The 23,504-nt window shown below is 66.9% G+C and carries 20 protein-coding genes; 12 read left to right on the forward strand and 8 right to left on the reverse strand.

Features of this window, described 5'->3' with window-relative positions; all coding sequences use genetic code 11:
• Positions 1-249 precede the first annotated feature (249 nt).
• From AB1I47_RS12085 to AB1I47_RS12100, 4 genes are all read right to left on the reverse strand, one after another.
• Complete coding sequence (locus AB1I47_RS12085; RefSeq protein ID WP_354683989.1) at positions 250-1,056, reverse strand: BPSS1780 family membrane protein; 807 nt, start codon at positions 1,054-1,056, stop codon at positions 250-252.
• Between the two features lie 5 nt (positions 1,057-1,061).
• Entirely contained in the window at positions 1,062-2,066 is a 1,005-nt protein-coding gene (locus AB1I47_RS12090; protein ID WP_354683990.1) for a homoserine kinase, read from the reverse strand.
• A 142-nt stretch (positions 2,067-2,208) separates the two neighbouring features.
• On the reverse strand, positions 2,209-2,640 hold the full coding sequence (locus AB1I47_RS12095; RefSeq protein WP_354683991.1) for a hypothetical protein: 432 nt from the start codon (positions 2,638-2,640) through the stop codon (positions 2,209-2,211).
• Positions 2,641-2,892: 252 nt separating this feature from the next.
• A complete protein-coding gene (locus AB1I47_RS12100; RefSeq protein WP_230626348.1) occupies positions 2,893-3,840 on the reverse strand; it encodes an LOG family protein in 948 nt (315 codons plus the stop codon).
• Between the two features lie 4 nt (positions 3,841-3,844).
• Here AB1I47_RS12100 and polA point away from each other — a divergent pair, with 4 nt between their 5' ends.
• The 4 genes from polA to AB1I47_RS12120 all read left to right on the forward strand — a co-directional run bounded on the left by polA (position 3,845) and on the right by AB1I47_RS12120 (position 10,142).
• Positions 3,845-6,661: a DNA polymerase I gene (polA, locus tag AB1I47_RS12105; RefSeq protein ID WP_354683992.1), complete on the forward strand. Its 2,817-nt coding sequence runs from the start codon at positions 3,845-3,847 to the stop codon at positions 6,659-6,661.
• Between the two features lie 169 nt (positions 6,662-6,830).
• Positions 6,831-8,156 carry an NAD(P)/FAD-dependent oxidoreductase gene (locus AB1I47_RS12110; RefSeq protein ID WP_354683993.1) on the forward strand — a complete coding sequence of 442 codons (1,326 nt, stop codon included), beginning with the start codon at positions 6,831-6,833 and terminating at the stop codon, positions 8,154-8,156.
• A 123-nt stretch (positions 8,157-8,279) separates the two neighbouring features.
• A complete protein-coding gene (locus tag AB1I47_RS12115) occupies positions 8,280-9,158 on the forward strand; it encodes a dienelactone hydrolase family protein (RefSeq protein ID WP_354683994.1) in 879 nt (292 codons plus the stop codon).
• A gap of 105 nt (positions 9,159-9,263) precedes the next feature.
• On the forward strand, positions 9,264-10,142 hold the full coding sequence (locus tag AB1I47_RS12120; protein ID WP_354683995.1) for a ZIP family metal transporter: 879 nt from the start codon (positions 9,264-9,266) through the stop codon (positions 10,140-10,142).
• A gap of 1 nt (position 10,143) precedes the next feature.
• On the opposite strand, the gene AB1I47_RS12125 is transcribed toward AB1I47_RS12120, so the two are convergent.
• The 3 genes from AB1I47_RS12125 to AB1I47_RS12135 form a co-directional block, all read right to left on the reverse strand.
• Positions 10,144-11,001: a sulfurtransferase gene (locus AB1I47_RS12125; protein WP_354683996.1), complete on the reverse strand. Its 858-nt coding sequence runs from the start codon at positions 10,999-11,001 to the stop codon at positions 10,144-10,146.
• A gap of 49 nt (positions 11,002-11,050) precedes the next feature.
• The gene (locus AB1I47_RS12130; protein WP_354683997.1) at positions 11,051-11,974 is read right to left on the reverse strand and encodes a DMT family transporter; all 924 of its coding nucleotides are present in this window, start codon (positions 11,972-11,974) and stop codon (positions 11,051-11,053) included.
• A gap of 153 nt (positions 11,975-12,127) precedes the next feature.
• A complete protein-coding gene (locus AB1I47_RS12135; protein ID WP_354683998.1) occupies positions 12,128-13,231 on the reverse strand; it encodes an aromatic ring-hydroxylating oxygenase subunit alpha in 1,104 nt (367 codons plus the stop codon).
• 403 nt (positions 13,232-13,634) lie between these two features.
• Between AB1I47_RS12135 and AB1I47_RS12140 the strand changes: the two genes are divergently transcribed.
• The 4 genes from AB1I47_RS12140 (at position 13,635) to folE2 (ending at position 17,858) form a co-directional block, all read left to right on the forward strand.
• Positions 13,635-13,949, forward strand: coding sequence for an exodeoxyribonuclease VII small subunit (locus tag AB1I47_RS12140; protein WP_354683999.1), 315 nt, complete (start codon positions 13,635-13,637; stop codon positions 13,947-13,949).
• Positions 13,946-14,830 carry a polyprenyl synthetase family protein gene (locus tag AB1I47_RS12145; protein WP_354684000.1) on the forward strand — a complete coding sequence of 295 codons (885 nt, stop codon included), beginning with the start codon at positions 13,946-13,948 and terminating at the stop codon, positions 14,828-14,830. The genes AB1I47_RS12140 and AB1I47_RS12145 overlap by 4 nt, the downstream gene beginning before the upstream one ends.
• Positions 14,831-14,878: 48 nt before the next feature.
• Positions 14,879-16,795 carry a 1-deoxy-D-xylulose-5-phosphate synthase gene (gene dxs, locus AB1I47_RS12150; protein ID WP_354684001.1) on the forward strand — a complete coding sequence of 639 codons (1,917 nt, stop codon included), beginning with the start codon at positions 14,879-14,881 and terminating at the stop codon, positions 16,793-16,795.
• Between the two features lie 259 nt (positions 16,796-17,054).
• The gene (gene folE2 / locus AB1I47_RS12155) at positions 17,055-17,858 is read left to right on the forward strand and encodes a GTP cyclohydrolase FolE2 (protein WP_354684002.1); all 804 of its coding nucleotides are present in this window, start codon (positions 17,055-17,057) and stop codon (positions 17,856-17,858) included.
• Between the two features lie 137 nt (positions 17,859-17,995).
• Here folE2 and tsaD read toward each other — a convergent pair whose 3' ends face one another.
• Positions 17,996-19,030 (reverse strand): tRNA (adenosine(37)-N6)-threonylcarbamoyltransferase complex transferase subunit TsaD, encoded by a 1,035-nt coding sequence (gene tsaD, locus AB1I47_RS12160; protein ID WP_354684003.1) that lies wholly within the window; start codon positions 19,028-19,030, stop codon positions 17,996-17,998.
• A gap of 163 nt (positions 19,031-19,193) precedes the next feature.
• On the opposite strand from tsaD, the gene AB1I47_RS12165 reads away from it, so the two are divergent.
• The 4 genes from AB1I47_RS12165 to dnaG all read left to right on the forward strand — a co-directional run bounded on the left by AB1I47_RS12165 (position 19,194) and on the right by dnaG (position 23,412).
• Complete coding sequence (locus AB1I47_RS12165; protein ID WP_354684004.1) at positions 19,194-20,462, forward strand: BaiN/RdsA family NAD(P)/FAD-dependent oxidoreductase; 1,269 nt, start codon at positions 19,194-19,196, stop codon at positions 20,460-20,462.
• A 143-nt stretch (positions 20,463-20,605) separates the two neighbouring features.
• Positions 20,606-20,818: a 30S ribosomal protein S21 gene (gene rpsU, locus AB1I47_RS12170; RefSeq protein WP_354684005.1), complete on the forward strand. Its 213-nt coding sequence runs from the start codon at positions 20,606-20,608 to the stop codon at positions 20,816-20,818.
• 130 nt (positions 20,819-20,948) lie between these two features.
• Positions 20,949-21,398 carry a GatB/YqeY domain-containing protein gene (locus tag AB1I47_RS12175; protein ID WP_354684006.1) on the forward strand — a complete coding sequence of 150 codons (450 nt, stop codon included), beginning with the start codon at positions 20,949-20,951 and terminating at the stop codon, positions 21,396-21,398.
• Positions 21,399-21,600: 202 nt separating this feature from the next.
• Complete coding sequence (gene dnaG / locus AB1I47_RS12180; RefSeq protein WP_354684007.1) at positions 21,601-23,412, forward strand: DNA primase; 1,812 nt, start codon at positions 21,601-21,603, stop codon at positions 23,410-23,412.
• Positions 23,413-23,504: the final 92 nt, after the last annotated feature.

The following is a 23,504-nucleotide window of genomic DNA, read 5'->3' on the forward strand; positions in this document are numbered from 1 at the left end:
CAGCAAGCTCCCCTCTCCCGCTTGCGGGAGAGGGGCCGGGGGAGAGGGCAGGAGCGTCAAAGGCTGACGCCCATGGGTTAAAACCGCAGGCCCCGCTTGATGTGGCTCCTAGCTAGCCCACCCCTCACCCCAACCCTCTCCCCCTGAGGTCCCTGAGGGGAGAGGGAGAACACCTTGCTCAGGCTAGTTCGGCGGCTTGGGCGCACCCAAAACCGCTCTCCTCGTCCGCGGCGGCGGGTGCGGCAGGACTCAGACCCCCGGCGCCATCGGCGCCGCAGGCTCCACCCCCGGCGGCGTCACATTGAAACAACCCCGGTACGTCGCATAAAACGAGCAATACAAAATCGCCAGCATCAGCAGCGAATAAGGCGTAACCAGGAACGACAGCACCGCCTCCGCGCCGAAGACGCTGAACACCGCCTCCAGCATGAACGGAATCGCCACCAGCAGCATCGCGAACAGCACGATATAGGTGAAGAACGCCCCGCGGTTGCGCCAGCACGCGGTCCAGCTGAAGAACAGCGCCTTGACCGGCGGCACGCCGTGCCAGGCGGCCAGCAGCGGCGCGAACCAGAACATCATCGCGATCGGCGTGTACAGCAGCGCGCCGATCATCATCGCGTAGTAGAGCTGGCGCACGGCCTCGGCCGACGGCGCCTCTTCCTTCAGCACGATCGGCACCAGTGCGCTCATGTCCACCACCGAGCCCGCGATCAGGCCCAGCACGAACACCAGCCCGGCGTAGATGCCGCCCAGCACCAGCAGGCTGCGCGTGGCTTCCTTGCCGTTGGCGCGAAAGCCCGCCAGCAGCACGGTGGGCAGCACGCGCTTGTTCTGGATCACGTCGCGGCAGGCGGTCATCACGCCGACCGACAGGCCGGGCGTGACCACCAGCAGCGCAATGATGCCGATCAGCGGCACCACGATGGCGAGCTGCGCGGCGATCAGGTAGACGAACAGCAGCATCAGGAAGGTCAGCGGGTTCTTGCGGAACAGCCAGATGCCCTGGCGGAACCAGACGTAGCCTTCCTTGGCAGGGACTTCCAGTAATTGCATACGGATCAGATCCAGGGGAGCGGGGCGCGCCCGGGGTGCGCCGGGGTGGCGTCCAGGCGCCGCCGCAGGATGCGTTCGAAATGGGTCGGATCGTGCGGCTGCAGCATGTCGGCCTCGCGCGGGAGGTAGAAGTCCCACAGTCGCGAAACCCAGAAGCGCAGCGCACCCGCGCGCAGCATGTCCTGCCAGTGCGCGGCCTCGGTATCGGTCAGCGGCCTGACCGCATGATAAGCCCGCAGCAGGGCCTGCGCGCGCGCGTGGTCGAGTTCGCCGCTGGCCAGGTCGATGCACCAGTCGTTGACGGTGACCGCCAGGTCGAACAGCCACTTGTCATTGCCGGCGAAGTAAAAATCGAAGAAACCGCCCAGCCGGTGGCGGCCGCTGCCGTCCTCTTCGAACAGCACGTTGTCGCGGAACAGGTCGCAGTGGCACGGGCCTTCGCCCAGGCTGGCGTAGTCGGCGCTGGCAAAGAACGCGGCCTGGTGGGCGATCTCCCGCTGCAGCAGCGCGCGCTGGCCGGCGTCGAGAAAGGGCAGGATCTCGCGCTCGGTCTGCTGCCACCACGGCAGGCTGCGCAGGTTGGGCTGGCGGCGCGGGTAGGCCTGGCCGGCCAGGTGCATGCGCGCCAGCATGTCGCCGACTTCGGCGCAGTGCTGCGCGTCGGGCGCCAGCTGCGACGCGCCCGGCAGGCGCGTGACGATGGTGGCGGGCTTGCCCTTGAGCGGACGCAGGATCTCGCCGTCGCGCGCCGGGATCGGCGCCGGCACGCGGATGCCGCGTTCGGCCAGATGCGCCATCAGGTGCAGGTAGTACGGAAGCTGTTCGAACGTGAGCCGCTCGAAGATGGTCAGCACGTACTGGCGCGTCTGGCCCTCGTGCTCCATGGTGAGGAAGAAATTGCTGTTCTCGATGCCCGAGGCGATGCCGCGCAGTTCGCGCACTTCGCCAAGGTCGAAATCCAGCAGCCAGCGGGCGATCTCGTCCTGCGAGACCGTGGTGAATACGGCCATACTCGTTGTGTGAAGCGAATCGGAAAGCGGCGGAGGCAGTTGCGGACAAAACGCGACCCGCCGCCGCGGCATGACTGCCGGAGGGCCGGCGCGGCCCGGCGGAGCCGGACCGTGGGCTAGTCCACTGACTCGTGGACGAAGTTCAGAACTTCAGGTTGACCGACGGCACGCGGTTGACATCGTGCTCGCGGATCCTGGGCGAGCTGTCTTCCGGCTTGCTCATCTCATACCTGGTGCCGAAACCGGACTGGACCTGGATATCGGTGGCCCGGCCCTTGTTACGGTACTCGCGCACCTGGGTGCCGTCGCGCTCATTGAGCTGGAAGCTCGGCTGGCGCGGCTGGTTCAGTTGCGACTTGACCGCCGGGGCGATCGGCTGGTTGTTGATCTGGTTCAGCTCCTGCTGCGTCAGCGCATTGCTCTGTTCCTGCGCGAGGGCCAGGCCGGGACCGGCCAGCGCCAGCGCGGCCGCCGCCATGGCGGCAAGGCGGGCCAGCGGCAGCCTGGCAGGCGATTCCGGCTCATCGGCCGGGACGACGGACCGGGAGGCCCGGTCGGTTGAAGGGGAGGTCATCAGGTGCTCCTGTGCGGCGCCGCGCTGCAATGTGCGCGCCGCGCCGCGGCATGCGGCCGTTGGACTGGCGGTTGCCCTGCAACCCGGTGGCGCCGGGCTTGGCAGGCGGACAGGTTCCATTCTAGCAATTCCTGCCCTGCGCAGGCCGCCGCCGTGCCCCGGGGGGCACCTGTGCCACGGCGCGATGTGCCGGCAACGCGGCTGCGGCGGCATGTGCCCTAGCCGTGGGCCCAGCGCCGGTCTGCGCCCGTGTTACAGGTAGAACATCTCTTCCTTGGGCGGAATCGGCTTGTCGCCGCCGCGGCGCTCGTAGTAGTCATAGACCGCTTCCAGCACTTCGTGCGGTTCGTCCACGATCTTCATCAGGTCCAGGTCGTGCTCGGCGATCAGGCCCATCGGCAGCAGCGTGAAGCGGAACCAGTCCAGCAGGCCCTTCCAGAAGCGGCTGCCGAACATGATCACCGGCACCGAGCGCGACTTGCCGGTCTGCACCAGCGTCAGCACCTCGGCCAGCTCGTCAAGGGTGCCGAAGCCGCCCGGCATCACGATAAAGGCGTCGGAGTTCTTGACGAAGGTGACCTTGCGCGTAAAGAAGTGGCGGAAGCGCATGGCAATGTCCTGGTACGGATTGCCTTGCTGCTCGTGCGGCAGTTCGATGTTCAGGCCGACGCTGGCGGACTTGCCGGCGTGCGCGCCCTTGTTGGCCGCTTCCATGATGCCGGGGCCGCCGCCGGAGATCACGGCAAAGCCGGCATCGGAGAACAGCCGCGCGATCTCGATGGTGCGCTGGTAATACGGCGAATCCTCGCGCAGGCGCGCGCTGCCGTAGATCGACACGGCCGGGCGGATCTCGGACAGGTACTCGGTCGCCTCGATGAACTCTGCCATAATCGTGAACATTTGCCACGAAGCGCGCGCCTTCTTTGCGGTAGCGCGGTCTTCGTCGGCCAGCGCACGCAGGCTGGGAATCATCTTGCGCGGATTCGCACGCGCGGCCGCCGCGGCGGCCTTTTCGGCAGCCACTTCGGGCGGATGGCCCGCGGCGGCGGCATCGGCTGCGGCGGCTATGGCCGCGGCGTGTTCGGATGCAGCTTCCGGCGGGGGTTGTACGGTATCGCCGGAGATATCGGAAACGTCCGGATCAGCAAGGGGGGCGGTCGAGGCACCGCCTGCAGCGGCACCAGTCAATTTTGAGTCCATGGGAATGTCGGATAGTCCAAAAACACTCTTGCTCGTCGACGGATCGAGCTATTTGTATCGCGCTTATCACGCTCTGCCGGACCTGAGGAATGGAGAGGGTCTGCCCACAGGGGCAATCTACGGCATGATCAACATGCTGCGCAAGCTGCGCAGCGATTACCCGGCAGAGTATAGCGCCTGCGTGTTCGACGCCAAGGGCAAGACCTTCCGCGACGACATGTACCCGGCCTACAAGGAACACCGCCCGTCCATGCCGGAAGACCTGGCGCGCCAGATCGAGCCGATCCACGAGGCCGTGCGCGCGCTGGGCTGGCCGATCGTGGTGGTGGACGGCGTCGAGGCCGACGACGTGATCGGCACGCTGTCGCGCCAGGCCATGGAGCAGGGCGTGCGCACGGTGGTGTCCACCGGCGACAAGGACCTGGCGCAGCTCGTCAACGACCACGTCACGCTGGTCAATACCATGAGCGGCGAGGTGTTGGATCCCCCCGGCGTGGTGGCCAAGTTCGGCGTGCCGCCCGAGCGCATCATCGACTACCTGTCGCTGATCGGGGATGCGGTCGACAACGTGCCGGGCGTGCCCAAGGTGGGTCCCAAGACCGCGGTCAAATGGCTGGCCGAGCATGGCTCGCTCGACGCGGTGATGGCCGCCGCCCCTGGCATCAAGGGCGTGGTCGGCGAGAACCTGCGCAATACGCTGGAATGGCTGCCGATGGCGCGCAAGCTGGTCACGGTCAAGACTGACTGCGACCTCACCGCTTCGGTGGCGGACTTCCATGCGCTGCGCGAGACCGGGGAGGACAAGGACAAGCTGGTGGCGTTTTTCCAGCGCTACGGCTTCAAGAGCTGGCTGCGCGAACTGACCGGCGAGAGCCTGCCCGATGCGCGCGCCCAGGCCCGCGCCCGCGCGGCATCCGCGCCGGCGCAGGGCGGCCTGTTCGATGCGCCGGCGCCGGCCGGCGAAGCGGCGGCGCACCCTGCGGATGAAGCCGCGCCCACCGAGATCCGCTACGAGACGGTCACCACGCGGGGCATGCTGGAAGACTGGATGCGGCGCATCGAGTCCGCGCCGCTGGTGGCGATCGATACCGAGACCACTTCGCTGGACCCGATGCAGGCGCAGCTCGTCGGCATTTCGCTGTCGGCCGCGCCGGGCGAGGCCTGCTATATCCCGGTGGCGCACCGCGGACCGGACGTGGCGGGGCTGCCCGACCATGGCCAGCTCCCGCGCGAATTCGTGCTGGAGCGCATGCGCGCCTGGCTCGAGGACGCCAGCCGCCCCAAGCTGGGCCAGAACCTCAAGTACGACATCCACGTCTTCGCCAACCACGGCGTGACGCTGCGCGGCGTGGCGCACGACACCATGCTGCAGAGCTACGTGCTGGCGTCGCACCGCAATCATGGCATGGACAGCCTGGCCGAGCGCCTGCTGAACCTGAAGACCATCACCTACGAAGAGGTGTGCGGCAAGGGCGCGGGCCAGATCTGCTTTGACCAGATCGACCTCGCGCGCGCCACCGAGTACGCCGCCGAAGATGCCGACGTCACGCTGCGCCTGCACCGCAGGATGTTCCCGCAGGTGGAGGGCGCGGCCGGCCTGCGCCGCGTGTATGGAGAGATCGAAATGCCGGTCTCGGTGGTGCTGCAGAAGATCGAGCGCAACGGCGTGCTGATCGACGCCGAGCGCCTGGCCGCGCAGAGCGCCGAGCTGGGCCAGCGCATGATGGCGCTGGAGCAGGCCGCCTACGAGGCCGCCGGCCAGCCGTTCAACCTGGGCTCGCCCAAGCAGATCGGCGAGATCCTGTTCAGCCAGATGAAGCTGCCGGTGGTAAAGAAGACTGCCAGCGGCGCGCCGTCGACCGATGAAGAGGTGCTGCAAAAGCTGGCCGAGGACTATCCGCTGCCCAAGCTGCTGCTCGATTACCGCGGCCTGTCCAAGCTCAAGTCCACCTACACCGACAAGCTGCCCAAGATGGTCAACGCCGGCACCGGCCGCGTGCACACCAGCTACGGCCAGGCTACCGCGGTGACGGGGCGCCTCGCGTCGACCGAGCCTAACCTGCAGAACATCCCGGTGCGCACCGAGGAAGGCCGCCGCATCCGCGAAGCCTTTATCGCCGAGCCGGGCAGCGCCATCGTGTCGGCCGACTACTCGCAGATCGAGCTGCGCATCATGGCCCATATCTCGGGCGACGAGAACCTGCTGCGCGCCTTTGCCAACGGCGAGGACATCCACCGCGCCACCGCGGCCGAGATCTTCGGCGTGGAGCGCGACGCGGTCAGCAGCGAGCAGCGCCGCTATGCGAAGGTGATCAACTTCGGCCTGATCTACGGCATGAGCGCGTTCGGGCTGGCCAGCAACCTTGGCATCGAGCGCGAGGCCGCCAAGCACTACATCGACCGCTATTTCATGCGCTACCCCGGCGTGGCGCACTACATGGAAGAAACGCGGCAGACCGCCCGCGAGCAGGGCTATGTCGAGACCGTGTTCGGCCGCCGGCTGTGGCTGCCCGACATCAAGGGCGGCAGCGGCCCGCGCCGCCAGGCCGCCGAGCGCGCCGCCATCAATGCGCCGATGCAGGGCACTGCCGCCGACCTGATCAAGCTGTCGATGATCGCGGTGCAGGGCTGGCTGGAGCGCGACGGCCTGCACACGCGCCAGATCATGCAGGTCCACGATGAACTGGTGCTGGAAGTGCCGGAGCACGAGCTGGAGCTGGTCAAGGCGCGCCTGCCTGAGCTGATGTGCTCCGTCGCCGAGCTGCGCGTGCCGCTGGTGGCCGAGGTAGGCAGCGGCGCCAACTGGGAAGAGGCGCACTGAAAGCGCGAGGGCGCCGATCGCGCCCCCGCTCCTGCCCACGCCACTGCGTGGTGGTATCGAATGAAGCGACTGCTGAGTCGGTGATTTGCGGCTTGCAAGGCATGCTGCGATGCAGCAGACTGTGGCTGTGCCTCAGGCAAAGATTTCACAAAAACGCATCGGGTAGACCATGACAGAAGCAAAGGCGCACCGCATCGTTGTTGTCGGCGGCGGGGCAGGAGGGCTGGAACTGGTAACGAAGCTGGGCGACAAGCTCGGCCGCAAGGGAAAGGCGCACGTGGTGCTGGTGGACCGCCTGCCGACCCATATCTGGAAACCGCTGCTGCATGAAGTCGCTGCGGGCAGCATGGATCCCAACACGCACCAGCTCGAATACGCTGCGCAGGCCCGCTGGCATCGCTTCGAGTTCCAGCAGGGCGAGCTGACCGGCATCGACCGCACCAGCAAGACCATCTCGGTCTCGGCCTGCGTCGACCAGGACGGCCACGAGCTGCTGCCCGCGCGCGAGCTGCCGTACGACACGCTGGTGCTGTCGATCGGCTGCGTCACCCATTTCTTTGGCGTGCCGGGCGCGGAACAGCATGCGATCGCGCTCGATACCGTGGCGCAGGCCGAACGCTTCCGCAAGCGGCTGATCGCGGCCTGCGTGCGCGCGCAGAACGGGCGCGGGCGCATGGGCGACGATGGCCAGCCGCGCGTGGATATTGCCATCATCGGCGCCGGCGCCACCGGCGTGGAGCTGTCCGCAGAGCTGCGCAACACCGCGCATGTGCTGAGCGCCTACGGCCTGCACCGGCTCGACCCGCGCCGCGATGTGCGTATCCACGTGATCGAGGCCGGCCCGCGCATCCTGCCGGCGCTGTCCGAACGCGTCTCGGCCGAGACCGCCAAGCTGCTCGACAAGCTCGATGTCGATGTGCTGACCGCCGAGCGCGTGACCGAAGTCACGCCGCAGGCGGTGCTGACCGCCAGCGGCAAGCATATCGATGCCGACCTGACCGTATGGGCGGCGGGCATCACCGCGCCGCCGGTGCTGGCCAGGCTGGGCCTGCCGGTCAGCCGCCAGGGCCAGATCGTGGTCGGCCCGACGCTGCAGAGCGAGGGCGATCCCGATATCTTCGCCTTCGGCGACTGCGCAAGCTGCCCCTGGCAGGAAAAGCAGACCGCGGTGCCGCCGCGCGCGCAGGCGGCGCACCAGCAGGCCACTTTCCTCTACAACGCGCTGCGCGCCCGGCTGGAAGGGCGGCCGCTGCCGAAGTTCGAGTTCAAGGACTTCGGCTCGCTCGTGTCGCTGGGGCATTTCAGCGCGGTGGGCAGCCTGATGGGCGGGCTGATCGGCGGCTCGATGTTTATCGAAGGGCTGCTGGCGCGCTTCATGTACACCTCGCTGTACCGGATGCACGTAATGGCGCTGCATGGCACGGTGGGCATGGCGCTGGACACCGTGTCGCACTGGCTGCGCAGCAAGACCAGCCCGCGGGTCAAGCTGCACTGACGGGCGTCGCCCCTGCGCAAGCGGGGCCCGCTGTCGGCAAGCGGCGGGCACGATGCGTCATGTCTGCTTAGAATCGACGGCTGGCGATGTTGGATGCGCCAGCCAACGATCCTGGAGACACGCATGCTGAAACCGGAAGTGGAAAGCCTAGTTCCCGCCCACACATTCGACCGCCGGGGGTTCGTCAAGACCGCGCTGGGTTCCGCCTTTGCCGCTGCCGCGCTGCCGGTGATGGCGCAGCAGGCCATCAAGACCGACTTTGCCGGCCTGACCGCCGGCGAGGTCACGATCCCGTCGGGCGGCTTCAATATGCCCGCCTACCGCGCCCTGCCCGAAGGCAAGAAGAACCTGCCGGTGGTGCTGGTGGTGAGCGAGATCTTCGGCGTGCACGAGCATATCGCCGATGTGTGCCGGCGCTTTGCCAAGCTTGGCTACCTGGCGATCTCGCCGGAGCTGTTCGCCCGCCAGGGCGATCCGCAGAGCTTCGGCACCATCCAGGAACTGCTGCGCGAGGTGGTCGCCAAGGTGCCCGACCAGCAGGCCATGGGCGACCTGGACGCCGCCGCGGCCTGGGCCGGCGCCAATGGCGGGGACCTGTCGCGGCTGGCCATCACCGGCTTCTGCTGGGGCGGGCGCGCCACCTGGCTCTACGCCGCGCACAGCAAGCGGGTCAAGGCCGCGGTGGCCTGGTACGGCCAGCTCGTGGGGGCGCCGGACACGCTCAAGCCGAAGAACCCGGTCGATATCGCCGGCCAGCTCAACGTCCCGGTGCTGGGCCTGTACGGCGGCAAGGACACCGGCATCACGCAGGAGCATGTGGAGAAGATGAAGGCCGCGCTGGCGGCGTCATCGAACCCTAATGCCAAGGCCTCGCGCTTTATCGTCTATCCCGAGGCCGGCCATGCCTTTAACGCCGACTACCGGCCCAGCTACCGCGAGGCGGATGCGAAGGACGGCTGGCAGAAGTGCCTGGCCTGGTTCAGGCAGCACGGCGTGGCCTGAGCTTCCGGCCCCTGTCGGCTGTCGGCAGGATTGCAAAGTCCCGGCGGATACGTACAATGCGGCCTTTGAGTTATTGCAACATTGTTGCGTTAGCCGCCCGGCGCGATGCGGGCGGAACGGCGGAGCCGCGCGGCGCCGCCACCCCGGGAGCCCATCATCCATTCGACGCTTTTGTATATCCTGCTCGCCGCCACCATTTCCGGCGTGGGCAGCATCTTCGGGGCGGCGCTGCTGTCGCTGACGGTGGCGTCCCGCGTGGTCGAGCGCATGGTGAGCTTTTCGGTGGGCGTGCTGCTGGCCACTGCGCTGCTGCATTCGCTGCCCGAGGCGTTCGAGTCGGGCGCCGACCCGCGCGCGCTGTTCGGCACGCTGCTGGCCGGGCTGCTGGGCTTCTTCCTGCTGGAAAAGATCTCGCTGCTGCGCCACTCGCACCACCACGAGGGCGACGGGCACCACCACCATCACGGCCATGACCGCGAGGAAGCGGGCCGCAGCGGCCTGACCATCCTGGTCGGCGATACCTTCCACAACTTTGCCGACGGCATCGTGATCGCGGCGGCCTTCCTGGCCGACCCGCATATTGGCGTGGTCACCGCGCTGGCGATCGCGGCGCACGAAATCCCGCAGGAAGTCGGCGACTTTATCGTGCTGCTCAACGCGGGGTTCTCCAAGGCGCGCGCCTTTGCCTTCAACCTGCTGTCGAGCCTGGCGGCGATCGCCGGCGGCCTGGTCGGGTATTTCCTGCTCGACCAGATGAGCGGCTGGATCCCGTACGTGCTGGTGATCGCGGCCAGCAGCTTTCTCTATATCGCGGTCAGCGACCTGATGCCGCAGATGCAGCGCAAGCCGCGCTGGCGCGAATCGGCGATCCAGGTGGTGCTGGTGGCCGCGGGCATCACCGCCATCGTCTTTATCACCAACGGCGTGCACGAGCGGCACAGCCACGGCCACGGCCACCCCGCGCCCGTGGCCACGTCGCACTGATTCAGGCCGGGCCGGTCGCCACCGGCCGCGCCGGATCGGCGCACCATTCGCTCCACGATCCCGGATAAAGCGCCGCGCCGCCAAGCCCGGCGGCTTCCAGCGCCAGCAGGTTGTGGCAGGCCGTGACGCCCGAGCCGCACTGCATCACCGCCTGCGCCGGGGCACGCCCGCCCAGCACCGCGCCGAACTCCGCACGCAGCGTTTCGGCCGGCTTGAAGTGGCCGTCCGCTCCCAGGTTGTCCTTGAAGAAACGATTGACCGCGCCGGGGATATGGCCGCCGACCGGGTCCAGCGTTTCGTTCTCGCCGCGGAAGCGGTCGGGCGCCCGCGCATCCACCACCAGCAGCCTGGCGTTGTCCAGGCTGCTGACCAGCGCCGCCGCATCGACGGTCGGCACCAGCGACTGGCGGCGCGTGACCTTGCCGGGGAATTCCGGTTCCGGCGCGGCATCGTGCTCCAGCGGCAGGCCGGCCTTGACCCAGGCGTCCTTGCCGCCGTCGAGCACGGCCACCTCGCCATGGCCGATCCAGCGCAGCAGCCACCACAGCCGCGCGGCGTACATGCCGCCCTGCGCATCGTAGGCCACTATCGGGGTGTCGTCGTCGATGCCCAGCGCCTGCAGCCGCGCGACAAAGTCGTCAGGGTCGGGCAGCGGATGGCGCCCGTTGGTGCCGGTCTTGGTACCGGACAGTTCGTTGTCCAGGTGCAGATAGAAGGCGCCGGGCAGGTGGCCGACGTGATAGGCCTCGCGGCCGGCGGCCGGGTTGGCCAGGTCGAAGCTGCAATCGATCACGACGCAGCGGCCGGGACCGGCCAGCAACGATTGCAGCGCGGTGACGGAGATCAGCGGTTTCTGCATGGGAATCCTGTAGCGGTCGATGGGCGGGTAGGACTGGCTTAAAGGAATGCTACACCTCGGGATGCACTTCCGCCTCGGCCGACTTGACCGGTGTGGCGGGCGTTGGCTTGGTGTCGGTGCCTTCGCGCGCGCGCATCAGCGTGGTGATAATGCCGCTGGCGACGATCAGCGCCATGCCCAGCCAGGACAGCCAGTTCAGCTTGTCGGACCAGATCAGCATGCCCCATACGCTGGAGAACACGATGCCGGCGTACTGCAGGTTGGCGGTCAGCAGCGTATTGCCGCGCTTGTAGGCGCGCGTCATCGCGGTCTGGCCCAGCGTGGCCAGCACGCCGATGGTCAGCAGCAGGCCTACACCCTTCCAGGTGTGCGGGCTGGTGCCACCGAACAGCATCCACACCAGGCCGGCCACCATGCCCACCACCGAGAAATAGAACACGATGCGGCCCTCGGGCTCGCCCAGCTGGCCGAGCTGGCGCACCTCGACATAAGCGAGCGCGGTAAACACGCCCGAGATCAGCCCGACCAGGCCGCCGGTGAGCTGGTCCTTGCCGACCGAGGGCTGCAGCAGGCAGATCACGCCGGCGAACGACATCAGGATCGCCACCACCAGGCGCCGGTCGGCGCTGCCGCCAGTGCCGGCCAGCGTGGCGCTGGCGCCGAGGATCAGTGCCATCCACACCGGCGACATGTAGTTCAGCGTCATCGCCGTGGCCAGCGGCAGCAGCGAGATCGAAGTGAACCACAGCATCAGGGAGGTCACGCCGAACACGCTGCGCTTGATATGCGACAGCATGTGCGGCGTGCGCACCGAGACGCCGCGCGAGGACAGCAGCACCCATATGATCACCACGCTGATCAGGCCGCGGTAGAAGACGATTTCGCCGGTGGTGTACAGGTCGGATGCCAGCTTGACGCCAACCCCCATCAACGAAAAGGCGAAGGCGGCGAACAGCATCCAGAGCGATTGCATGGCGGGGCGTGGTAAGGCGTGGCGAGGCAAAACAGGCGGGAGCGATGATTCTAGCAGCGCACATCCAGCGCTAAAACAAAACGGACCGCCGTGGCGGTCCGTTGCAGCGCGTGTGTGTGAAGATGCGTGCGGTTATCGACCTCACCTCGCGAACTAGCCTGCGTAAGCCATGGCCCGGCGATACCACTCGTGGAAATGCTGCATGCCGTCTTCCATCGGCGACTGGTAGGGCCCGACCTCGCTGGTGCCGCGCTTGAGCAGGGCGAGGCGGCCGGCGTCCATGCGCTCGGCGATCTCGTCGTCCTCGATGCAGGTTTCCATATAGGCGGCGCGCTCGGCCTCGACGAACTCGCGCTCGAACAGCACGATTTCCTCGGGGTAGTAGAACTCCACCACATTGCGGGTCTTGCGCGGGCCGACCGGGTGCAGCGTCGAGATCACCAGCACGTTCGGGTACCACTCCACCATGATGTTGGGGTAGTAGGTCAGCCAGATCGCGCCGTGCCGGGGCAGCTCGCCGTTATTGAAGCGCAGCACCGCGTCGTGCCATTTCTGGTACGTCGGGCTGCCGGGACGCTTCAGGCCGGCATGCAGGCCCACGGTCTGCACGCTGTGCCACTCGCCGAACTCCCACTTGAGGTCGTCGCACGACACGAAGCTGCCCAGCCCCGGGTGGAACGGCACGACGTGGTAGTCCTCCAGATAGACCTCGATAAAGGTCTTCCAGTTGTAGTCGCACTCGTGCACCTCGACATGGTCGAGCATATAGCCGTCGAAGTTCAGGTCCTGCGCCACGCCGAGCCTTGCCAGGTCGGCGCGCACGTCGCGCTTGCCGTCGAACAGCAGGCCGTTCCAGTTCTGCAGCGGCGAACGCTTCAGGTGCAGGCACGGCTGCTGGGCGAAATGCGGCGCCCCGAGCAGTTCGCCCTTGAGGTCGTAGGTCCAGCGGTGCAGGGGGCAGACGATGTTCTGCGCATTGCCGCGGCCGTTGAGCATGATGGCCTGGCGGTGGCGGCAGACGTTGGACATCAGCTCCACGCCGGCGGCATTGCGCACCAGCATGCGGCCTTCGTCCTCGGCCTTCAGCGTGTGGTAGTCGCCGACTTCGGGAACCATCAGTTCATGGCCAACGTACCCGGGGCCATTCCTGAACAACAGTTCCAGTTCTTGTTGATGCAGCGCTTCGTCGAAATAGACGCCGACGGGCAGTTGCGAATCAGCCGGCGCAAGATTGAGCGCGGTGCTGAGATTGGACATTATCCCCACTCCCAGATGAACAGGTGAAAGCAGTGAACAACCCAACCATCGAAAATTGAATCGATTTGGGAAAGACTGCCGCGGCTCCGGGAAGCTCCCCTCGGAATCCTGACGGCGAACGGGAGATTGTACCCGACCCGAAAAGTTAAGGGACTGATTTTTTTGCCTTTTTAGCGAAAAAGTCGACCCGGGTCGTCATCGGGGTGCCGTACCGGGCTCATTCCGAAAGACGACCCGAGCGCACAAGTCACATTGATGCAGGGAGTGATCGATGGGGGGCATGAGGTCGTGCGCAACAATAGGGCAAGCCCCCGCTTTGGCGTAAAATCCGGCTTTCCCATCCGGGTTTTCCATAGCGCATGGATGCGCAGTGACCCCGGCATTCATATTTCCAGGCCCCGACATGGCAAAAACGACGACCGTTGAGGTCCAGACCGACGACACCAATCCAGCCTCGGCGCCGCCGGCTTCCTATGAAGCGGCGATGGCCGAGCTGGAGACCCTGGTGGTCAGCATGGAGAGCGGCGAACTGCCGCTGGAAGCGTCGCTGGCCGCGTACCGCCGCGGCGCGGAGCTGGTGCGTTACTGCCAGCAGAAGCTGGAGCGCGTGGAGCAGCAGGTCAGGGTGCTGGACGGCGACGGACTCAGGCCGCTCACCGGCGAAGCCAATGGCGGCAATGGTGGCAATGGGGACCTCCGGGGGGCAGACGAGGAATGAGCGACTTCGCGCAATGGATGCAGGCGCAGGGCGCCCGTACCGAAGCGGCACTGCAGGCAGCGTTGCCCGATGCCAACACCGTGCCGCAGACGCTGCACGAAGCGATGCGCTATGCTGCGCTGAGCGGCGGCAAGCGCGTGCGGCCGCTGCTGGTGCATGCCGCTGGCGAAGTCAGCGGGGCCGATCCGGCCGCCTGCGACGCGGCGGCCTGCGCGGTGGAGATGATCCACGCCTATTCGCTGGTGCACGACGACATGCCCTGCATGGACGACGACGACCTGCGCCGCGGCCGGCCCACGGTGCACAAGGCCTATGATCAGGCCACCGCGCTGCTGGTGGGCGATGCGCTGCAGACCCAGGCCTTTATCGTGCTGGCCGGCACCGGGGCGCTGGCGCCCGCGGCGCGGCTGCAGCTCGTGGCCGAGCTGGCGCTTGCGTCGGGCTCGACCGGCATGGCCGGCGGCCAGGCGATCGACCTGCAGAACGTGGGCCGCGCGATGACGCGCGACGCGCTCGAGGCGATGCACCGGATGAAGACCGGTGCGCTGCTGCGCGCGAGCGTGCGCATGGGTGCGCTGTGTGGTGAAATCGACGCCCTGGGCCTGGCCGAGCTCGATCGCTACGCGGCGGCGGTGGGATTGGCGTTCCAGGTGGTTGACGATATTCTGGACGTGACCGCGGATACCGCCACGCTGGGCAAGACCGCCGGCAAGGATGCGGCGCACGACAAGCCCACCTACGTGTCGCTGATGGGGCTGGCAGCGGCGCGCGAGCTGGCCGGGACGCTGCGCGCCGAGGCCCACGAGGCGCTGGCCGGCTTTGGCGAGCGCGCGGCCCGCCTGCGCGACCTGGCCGACCTGATCGTGCTGCGCACACATTGACTATGAGCCGGACGCAAGAATCCGGCGGCCGAACGGCGAACGGAAAACATGACCTACGCACTCCTCAACAAGATTGACGCCCCCGCAGACCTGCGCAAGCTCGACCGGCGCGAGCTCCAGACCCTGGCGGAGGAATTGCGCGCCTATGTGCTGGAGTCGGTTTCGCAGACCGGCGGCCACCTGTCGTCCAACCTCGGCACGGTTGAGCTGACCATTGCGCTGCACTACGTCTTCAATACCCCGGAAGACCGGCTGGTATGGGACGTCGGCCACCAGAGCTATCCGCACAAGATCCTGACCGGCCGCCGCGAGCGCATGCATACGCTGCGCCAGTGGGGCGGCATCTCGGGCTTCCCGCGCCGCAGCGAGAGCGAGTACGACACCTTCGGCACCGCGCATTCGTCGACCTCGATCTCGGCCGCCCTCGGCATGGCGCTGGGCGCACGCACGCTGGGCGACAAGCGCGTCTCGGTAGCGGTGATCGGCGATGGCGCGATGACCGCGGGCATGGCCTTCGAGGCCCTGAACAATGCCGGCGTCTACAAGGACCTGCCGCTGGTGGTGGTGCTCAACGACAACGACATGTCGATCTCGCCGCCGGTGGGCGCGCTCAACCGCCACCTGGCGCGGCTGCTGAGCGGGCAGTTCTACGCGGCCACCAAGAAGGGCATCGAGAAGGTGCTGTCGGTAGCGCCGCCGGTGCTCGAGTTCGCCAAGCGCTTCGAGGAACATGCCAAGGGCATGATGGTGCCGGCCACGCTGTTCGAGGAATTCGGCTTCAACTACATCGGCCCGATCGACGGCCACGACCTGAACTCGCTGGTGCCGACGCTGCAGAACATCCGCGAGCGCGCGCTGGAAGGCGGCGGCCCGCAGTTCCTGCACGTGGTGACCAAGAAAGGCCAAGGCTACAAGCTGGCCGAGGCCGACCCGATCCTGTACCACGGCCCGGGCAAGTTCAATCCGGCCGAAGGCATCCGCCCGGCGGCCAAGCCGGCGCGCAAGACCTATACGCAGGTGTTCGGCGAATGGCTGTGCGACATGGCCGCTGCCGACAAGCGCCTGGTGGGCATTACCCCGGCGATGCGCGAGGGCTCGGGCATGGTCGAGTTCGAGAGGCGCTTCCCGGAACGCTATTACGACGTCGGCATCGCCGAGCAGCACGCGGTGACCTTTGCCGGCGGGCTGGCGTGCGAAGGCCTGAAGCCGGTGGTGGCGATCTACTCGACCTTCCTGCAGCGCGGCTATGACCAGTTGATCCACGACGTGGCGCTGCAGAACCTGCCGGTGGTGTTCGCGCTGGACCGCGCCGGCCTGGTCGGCGCCGACGGTGCCACGCACGCCGGTGCCTACGATATCGCCTACCTGCGCTGCATCCCCAACATGGTGGTGATGACGCCCTCGGACGAGAATGAGTGCCGGCAACTGCTGAGCACCGCGTTCCACCACGACGGCCCGTCCGCGGTGCGCTATCCGCGCGGCTCCGGCCCGGGCGCGGCCATCGCGGCCGAACTCGCCACCGTGCCGGTCGGCAAGGGCGTGGTGCGCCGCGAAGGCGCTGCGCGCGCCGGGCATCGCGTCGGCTTCCTGGCGTTCGGCTCGATGCTGCAGCCAGCGATGGGCGCCGCCGACGCGCTGGACGCCACGGTGGCCGACATGCGCTTCGTCAAGCCGCTCGACGTCGAGCTGGTCAAGCGCCTGGCCGCGGAGAACGACTTCCTGGTGACGGTGGAAGAGGGCAGCACGATGGGCGGCGCCGGCAGCGCGGTGCTCGAAGCGCTGGCCGAAGCCGGCATCGACACGCCGGTGCTGGTACTGGGCCTGCCCGACCGCTTTGTCGACCATGGCGACCCGGCCTTCCTGCTGCAGCAATGCGGGCTAGATGCGGCCGGCATCGAGCGCTCGGTGCGCGAGCGTTTCGGGCTGGACCAGCCCAAGGTCACGGTCGCTTCGCGCGTGGCCTGATTCCCGTTCGCGCGGGACGCCGGCAGGTCCGGCGATCCCCGTGGCGGGCAGGGGGATTCGTACCTTCGCGGCCCCTCGGGCAACGAGTGCGTCCGAATTCCCTTAAACTCCCCCTTTTGTGTTCGCAGCTGCGGGTCGGCGCGCCCTGTGCCGGGTCCCGTGGTTTCACACTCGTTGCGCGGCAGGATGGACTGCGAAAATGCCGCGACCGTAAGGATCTGTGCCGCCCCCTTTGGCGCAGCCCTGGAGGAAACCGTAGATGAATGACATCAATCCCGCCTTTGTGATGCCCGACGTCCAGTCGAGCCTCGACACCCGCCAGATCCCCATCCAGCGCGTCGGTGTCAAGGGCGTGCGATATCCCGTGACCCTGAAGACCCCGACCGGCGTGGTGCCGACCGTGGGTACCTTCAACCTCGACGTGCACCTGCCCGCGGACCAGAAGGGCACGCATATGTCGCGCTTCGTTGCGCTGCTGGAAGAAGAGCGCGAGCCGCTGGAACTGGCCAGCTTCCGGCTGCTGCTCGACAAGATGCTGGAAAAGCTCGAGGCCGAGGCCGGCCGCATCGAGGTCACCTTCCCGTACTTCATCAGCAAGATCGCGCCGGTGTCGGGCGTGCAGTCGCTGCTGGACTACGAGGTCACGCTGACCGGCGAAGTGCGCAACGGCGCCACGCGCGTATTCCTGAAGGCGCTGGTGCCGGTGACCAGCCTGTGCCCGTGCTCGAAGAAGATCTCGCAGTATGGCGCGCACAACCAGCGCTCGCATATCACCATGAACGTGGAACTGGCCGATGAGCTGCCGGTAGAAGCGCTGGTGCGGATGGCCGAGGAAGAGGCTTCGTGCGAACTGTGGGGCTTGCTCAAGCGGCCGGACGAGAAGTTCGTTACCGAGCGGGCTTATGAGAATCCGAAGTTTGTCGAGGATCTGGTGCGGGATATCGCCATGCGGCTGAATGCCGACGATCGTATCGCGGCTTATGTGCTGGAGGCGGAGAACTTTGAGTCGATCCACAACCATAGCGCTTATGCGGTGATTGAGCGGGACAAGCGGGTGAATTGATCGCGTTGTCGCTGCTATGGAAAAAGCCACCGCTTGCGGTGGCTTTTTCTTTATCGTGCGCCTCAGCATACCGCCGGTTTGCTCCCGGAAGAGGGAGCACCCAAGCGGTCATTCGATACGCTTGGGTATGCCAACGGTCAGGCCGCCGACGGCAACCGGATATCCGCCAGATCCCACCGCGGCGTCACCCCATACCCATACTCGTGCCGCCCCAGCTCCGGCGCCGCCTGCAATCGCATCGCACCGGCAAACGCAATCATCGCGCCGTTATCCGTGCAGAACGCCAGATCCGGGTAATACACCTCGATCCTGCGCTGCTTGCCAAGCCAATCCAAACGCTCCCGCAACTGCCGGTTGGCCCCCACACCGCCAGCCACCACCAGCCGCTTGTGGCCGGTCTGCTTCAGCGCCGCCATCGACTTGGCCGCCAGCACATCGACAATCGCATCGACAAATGCCCGCGCCAGGTTGGCCCGGTCCTGCTCGCAGGTATTGGCGAGCTTGCGCGTCTGCGTCAGCACCGCCGTTTTCAGCCCGGCGAACGAGAAATCCAGGTTGCCTGAATGCAGCATCGGCCGCGGCAGCGCGAACGCGCCGGGCGTGCCGAACTCGGCCAGGCGCGACACTTCCGGACCGCCCGGGTAGCCGAGGCCGAGCAGCTTGGCGGTCTTGTCGAAGGCCTCGCCCGCGGCATCGTCCAGCGTTTCGCCCAGCAGCGCGTAGTCGCCGATGCCGCGCACTTCCATCAGTTGCGTATGCCCGCCGGACACCAGCAGCGCCACGAACGGGAACGGCGGCGGCTCGCGGGTCAGCAATGGCGACAGCAGGTGGCCTTCGAGGTGGTGCACGCCCACCATCGGCACGTTCAGCGCAAAACCCAGCGCGTTGGCCACCGAAGCGCCGACCAGCAGCGCGCCGGCCAGCCCGGGGCCCTGGGTAAAGGCGATCGCGTCGATGTCCTGGCGCGTGCGGCCGGCGTCGGCCAACACCTGCGCCAGCAGCGGCAACACGCGCCGGATATGGTCGCGCGAGGCCAGTTCGGGGACCACGCCGCCATAGTCGCGGTGCATGGCGATCTGCGAGTGCAGCGCATGCGCCAGCAGGCCGGCCTCGGTGTCGTAGAGGGCCAGCCCGGTTTCGTCGCAGGAAGATTCGATGCCGAGGACAAGCATGTGATGAGGATACGGCCGCGCCGGTCAGTAAGACGGGGAAACGGCTGACAAAACAACAGGTTGCAGGAAGCGCGCAGGGTAGCACAGCGGCGCGCCGCGTGCTTTTCGCTACAATCTGCCCTTTCTTGAGCGGTGGCAACACAATGGACTTGCGAGGCGTGCAATGAGCGGGGCGGCAACTTCCCCCATCACCCGGACCGGCCGGTATGACGTGGCCGTGCTGGGCGCGGGGGCGGCCGGCATGATGTGCGCCGCCGTGGCCGGCCAGCGGGGTGCGCGCGTGGTGCTGATCGACCATGCCACGAAGCTTGCCGAGAAGATCCGCATCTCGGGTGGCGGGCGCTGCAATTTCACCAACCTGCAGGCCGGCCCCGCCAACTACCTGTCGTCCAATCCGCACTTCTGCCGTTCGGCGCTGGCGCGCTACACGCCGCAGGACTTCCTCGACCTCATGCGCCGGTACGGCATCGCATGGCACGAGAAGCACCGCGGCCAGCTTTTCTGCAACGACAGCGCCGAAGACGTGATCGGCATGCTGCGCGCCGAGTGCGACACCGGCCATGTGCGCTGGCAGACCGGCTGCACCGTGACCGAGGTCCGGCGCGAGGGCGATGACTTCCTGCTGCTGACTTCTACCGGCACGGTGCGGGCCGGCGCGCTGGTGGTCGCCACCGGCGGGCTGTCGATTCCCAAGATCGGCGCGACCGACTTCGGCTACCGCATCGCCCGGCAGTTCGGACTTGGCATCGTCGAAACCCGGCCGGCGCTGGTGCCGCTGACCTTCGACGGCAAGGACTGGGCGTCGTTCGCGCCGCTGGCCGGCGTGTCGCTGGAAGTGGATATCGGCACCGGCAGCGGCAAGAGCGCGGGCGCCTTCCGCGAAGACCTGCTTTGGACCCACCGCGGGCTGTCCGGACCGGCCGTGCTGCAGATCTCCAGCTACTGGCGCCCGGGCACGCCGATCACGATCGATTTGTTCGACGGCGAGGACGCCGCGGCGTGGCTGCTGGAGCAGAAGGGCGGCAGCCGCAAGCACCTCGGCAACCTGCTGGCGCAACGGCTGCCGGCGCGGCTGGCCGATGCCTGGTGCGCGGCGTCGGGCGTCGACGCCACGCTGCCGCTGCACGATATTACGGACAAGGCGCTGCGCAAGCTCGGCGCTACGCTGAACGACTGGCGCATCGTGCCGTCGGGCACCGAGGGCTACCGCAAGGCGGAGGTGACGATCGGCGGCGTCGACACGCGCGCGCTGTCGTCGACCACGATGATGGCCCGCGACGTGCCGGGCCTGTATTTCATCGGCGAGGTGGTGGACGTAACCGGCTGGCTCGGCGGCTACAACTTCCAGTGGGCGTGGGCTTCTGCAGTGGCTGCAGGCGAGGCGGCGACAGAGGCCACGCGCACGTCGGCGGCGGGGCGCTCGGTGGCATAAATCACCGCTATCGCTACGGAAAAGCGGCTAAAACGGCATGCGATTAGTGTCCGTTGCGCGCCACTTCCTGCCCGGATTGTTGGTGCTACAATCCAAGGCTTCGTAAAGCCGCTTATCCCGAAAATTCTTTATTTTCAGGCCAAATGACCACGATCCGTCTCAAGGAAAACGAGCCTTTTGAAGTCGCCTTGCGCCGTTTCAAGCGCACCATCGAGAAGAACGGGCTGATTCCGGAACTCCGGGCCCGCGAGTTTTACGAAAAGCCCACCGCCGCCCGCAAGCGCAAGAAGGCTGCCGCCGAAAAGCGCCATTACAAGCGCATCCGCAGCCAGATGCTGCCGAAGAAGCTGTACTGATCCGGCAACTTCCCGCTTGCATCCGACCCGCTGTGGCGTACGCTTCGGCGGGTTTTTGCGTTTGGGACCTTGCAGATGGCGGCCGTCGCCGCCACCTGTGAGTGTCCACCCACTTTTCTGGAAGATCACGATGTCCCTCAAAGCCCGTATCAGCGAAGACATGAAGACCGCCATGCGCGCCCGCGAAACGGATCGCCTTGGCACCATCCGCCTGCTGCTGGCCGCCATCAAGCAGCGCGAGGTCGACGAACGCGTGGAGCTGGACGATGCCGCCGTGCTGGCCGTGGTCGAGAAACTGATCAAGCAGCGCAAGGATTCGATCTCGCAGTTCCAGCAGGCCGGCCGCAATGATCTCGCCGACAAGGAACTGGCCGAAGTCGAAGTGCTGAAGGTCTATATGCCCGCGGCGCTGTCCGACGAAGAAGTCGCCGCGGAAGTCCAGCAGGCCGTGGCGGCCACCGGCGCCACCGGTCCGCAGGACATGGGCAAGGTCATGGGCGTGCTGAAGGGCAAGCTGGCCGGCCGTGCCGACATGACTGCCGTATCGGCGCTGGTCAAGGCAGCGCTTGCACCAAAGTAAATACTGATTTAATCCGTTATCAGCACGATATGCACCGAACCGGTATGGTTCGGTGCATTTGCGCGAGGATGCAATCAAGTGCCGGCGGCCGTATCATGCTGCACTACAATGTTTCGATAGCAGCCGGGCGCCGCACCGGTCACGCATTCCAAGAAAAGTGCCGCCCGCAGCGGGTCGGCCATGCCTCAGGACGGTCTCTCGGGTGATTCCGCAATCCTTTATTCAGGACCTGCTCAACCGTGTCGACATTGTCGATGTGGTGGGCAAGTATGTGCAGCTGAAGAAGGGCGGCGCCAATTTCATGGGGCTGTGCCCCTTCCATAACGAGAAATCGCCGTCATTCACGGTGTCGCCGACCAAGCAGTTCTACCACTGCTTCGGTTGTGGCGCGCATGGCTCGGCCATCGGCTTTCTGATGGAATATTCGGGCCAGTCGTATCCCGAAGCGGTGCGCGAGCTGGCCCAGTCGGTCGGCATGAGCGTGCCGGAAGAGCGTGACCGGCTGCCGCCGGGCCAGCGCGCCGAGCAGCAGGCACGTTCGGTGGCGCTGTCCGACGCCATGACCCGGGCCACCGATTTCTACCGCCGCCAGCTCCGCAGTGCGCCGCAGGCGATCCAGTATCTGAAGGGCCGCGGGCTCACCGGCGAGGTCGCCGCGAACTTCGGCCTGGGCTATGCGCCGGACGACTGGCAGGGCCTGGAGGCCGTGTTCGGCAGCTATCGCGACGACAACATCGCCGCGCCGCTGGTCGAGGCCGGCCTGCTGATCGAGAGCGATAAACGCGATGCGGACGGCAAGCCACGGCGCTATGACCGCTTCCGTGACCGCATCATGTTCCCCATCCGCAACACCAAGGGGGCCGTGATCGGCTTCGGCGGCCGGGTGATGGGGCAGGGCGAGCCGAAATACCTGAACTCGCCGGAGACCCCGCTGTTCAGCAAGGGCACCGAACTGTACGGATTGTTCGAGGCCCGTCACGCCATTCGGGAAACCGGCTACGTGCTGGTGGTCGAAGGGTATATGGACGTCGTGGCGCTGGCCCAGCTCGGTTTCGCCAATGCCGTCGCCACCCTGGGCACGGCGTGCACACCTGTGCACGTGCAGAAGCTGCTGCGCCAGACCGACGCGGTGGTGTTCTCGTTCGACGGTGACGCTGCCGGTCGCCGTGCGGCGCGGCGGGCGCTGGAAGCCTGCCTGCCGCATGTGGCCGACAACAAGACCATCCGCTTCCTGTTCCTGCCGGCCGAGCATGATCCGGACAGCTATGTGCGCGAAGAGGGCACTGAGGCCTTTGCCACCCAGGTACGCAACGCCATGCCGCTGTCGCGGTTCTTGCTGCAATCGGTGACCGAAGAGCTGGACATGCGCCAGCCAGAGGGCCGCGCCCGTGCCCAATACGAGGCCAGGCCGCTGCTGCAGGCCATGCCCGCCGGCGGCCTGCGGCTACAGATTGTGCGTGAACTTGCCGATGCCACGGGTACGACACCGGCCGAGATCGAAGCGATCTGCGGCCTGCGCAGCGACCCGGCCCGCGTCGGCCGTTTTGAAAAGCCGCGCCCGCGCGCGCGGCGTCAGGCCCCGACCGGCCTCGAGCAGCGGGTAATCCAGTTGCTGATGTGCTATCCGGCGTTGTCGGCGCGGATGGACGAAGATGCACGCGCGCTGCTGCTCGATGGCGACAGCGGTGACAGCGAAGTGCTGGCGCATCTGGTGGCGGCGTGTGATGCGATCGAAGGCGAGGTCAATTTTGCGGCCTTCAGCGAACACCTGGCGCAGTCGCCCTACGCGGAGGTGTATGCCGGGGCGCGGACGGCGGTGTTGCGCGAAGAGATCGAGGAGACGCCCGCCACCCATGAATTCGACGCGGCCATCACCAAGCTGCTGGCCGAGCCGCTGCGGCGCGAGCTCGACGTCCTGCAGGCCGAAGTGGTGGCCGGCACGGCCGATGAAGCGGCCAAGCAGCGTATGCGCTGGCTGGTGGGCGAAATCCACCGCCGGCGCCAACTTGGCTAGAGCGCCGCGGGGCGCCCTGGCGATCAACCGGGAGGCAGCGGTAAGCGTTGGAATAGAGGGACTGGGCCGGCACTGCCGAGCTTAAGCCTTGA

Origin of the sequence: Cupriavidus necator (assembly GCF_040578825.1) — a bacterium.
Lineage (GTDB): Bacteria > Pseudomonadota > Gammaproteobacteria > Burkholderiales > Burkholderiaceae > Cupriavidus > Cupriavidus necator_E.

Bases quoted from the DNA above. Each gene is read 5' to 3' on its own strand.
- AB1I47_RS12130 (WP_354683997.1), bottom strand. From the start codon at position 11,974: ATGCAATCGCTCTGGATGCTGTTCGCCGCCTTCGCCTTTTCGTTGATG.
- AB1I47_RS12100 (WP_230626348.1), bottom strand. From the start codon at position 3,840: ATGGACTCAAAATTGACTGGTGCCGCTGCAGGCGGTGCCTCGACCGCC.
- AB1I47_RS12095 (WP_354683991.1), bottom strand. From the start codon at position 2,640: ATGACCTCCCCTTCAACCGACCGGGCCTCCCGGTCCGTCGTCCCGGCC.
- dxs (WP_354684001.1), top strand. From the start codon at position 14,879: ATGACCTACGCACTCCTCAACAAGATTGACGCCCCCGCAGACCTGCGC.
- AB1I47_RS12165 (WP_354684004.1), top strand. From the start codon at position 19,194: ATGAGCGGGGCGGCAACTTCCCCCATCACCCGGACCGGCCGGTATGAC.
- AB1I47_RS12175 (WP_354684006.1), top strand. From the start codon at position 20,949: ATGTCCCTCAAAGCCCGTATCAGCGAAGACATGAAGACCGCCATGCGC.
- AB1I47_RS12085 (WP_354683989.1), bottom strand. From the start codon at position 1,056: ATGCAATTACTGGAAGTCCCTGCCAAGGAAGGCTACGTCTGGTTCCGC.
- AB1I47_RS12135 (WP_354683998.1), bottom strand. From the start codon at position 13,231: ATGTCCAATCTCAGCACCGCGCTCAATCTTGCGCCGGCTGATTCGCAA.
- AB1I47_RS12140 (WP_354683999.1), top strand. From the start codon at position 13,635: ATGGCAAAAACGACGACCGTTGAGGTCCAGACCGACGACACCAATCCA.
- rpsU (WP_354684005.1), top strand. From the start codon at position 20,606: ATGACCACGATCCGTCTCAAGGAAAACGAGCCTTTTGAAGTCGCCTTG.
- tsaD (WP_354684003.1), bottom strand. From the start codon at position 19,030: ATGCTTGTCCTCGGCATCGAATCTTCCTGCGACGAAACCGGGCTGGCC.
- AB1I47_RS12115 (WP_354683994.1), top strand. From the start codon at position 8,280: ATGCTGAAACCGGAAGTGGAAAGCCTAGTTCCCGCCCACACATTCGAC.
- polA (WP_354683992.1), top strand. From the start codon at position 3,845: ATGTCGGATAGTCCAAAAACACTCTTGCTCGTCGACGGATCGAGCTAT.
- AB1I47_RS12090 (WP_354683990.1), bottom strand. From the start codon at position 2,066: ATGGCCGTATTCACCACGGTCTCGCAGGACGAGATCGCCCGCTGGCTG.
- AB1I47_RS12120 (WP_354683995.1), top strand. From the start codon at position 9,264: ATGCGGGCGGAACGGCGGAGCCGCGCGGCGCCGCCACCCCGGGAGCCC.
- folE2 (WP_354684002.1), top strand. From the start codon at position 17,055: ATGAATGACATCAATCCCGCCTTTGTGATGCCCGACGTCCAGTCGAGC.
- AB1I47_RS12125 (WP_354683996.1), bottom strand. From the start codon at position 11,001: ATGCAGAAACCGCTGATCTCCGTCACCGCGCTGCAATCGTTGCTGGCC.
- AB1I47_RS12145 (WP_354684000.1), top strand. From the start codon at position 13,946: ATGAGCGACTTCGCGCAATGGATGCAGGCGCAGGGCGCCCGTACCGAA.
- AB1I47_RS12110 (WP_354683993.1), top strand. From the start codon at position 6,831: ATGACAGAAGCAAAGGCGCACCGCATCGTTGTTGTCGGCGGCGGGGCA.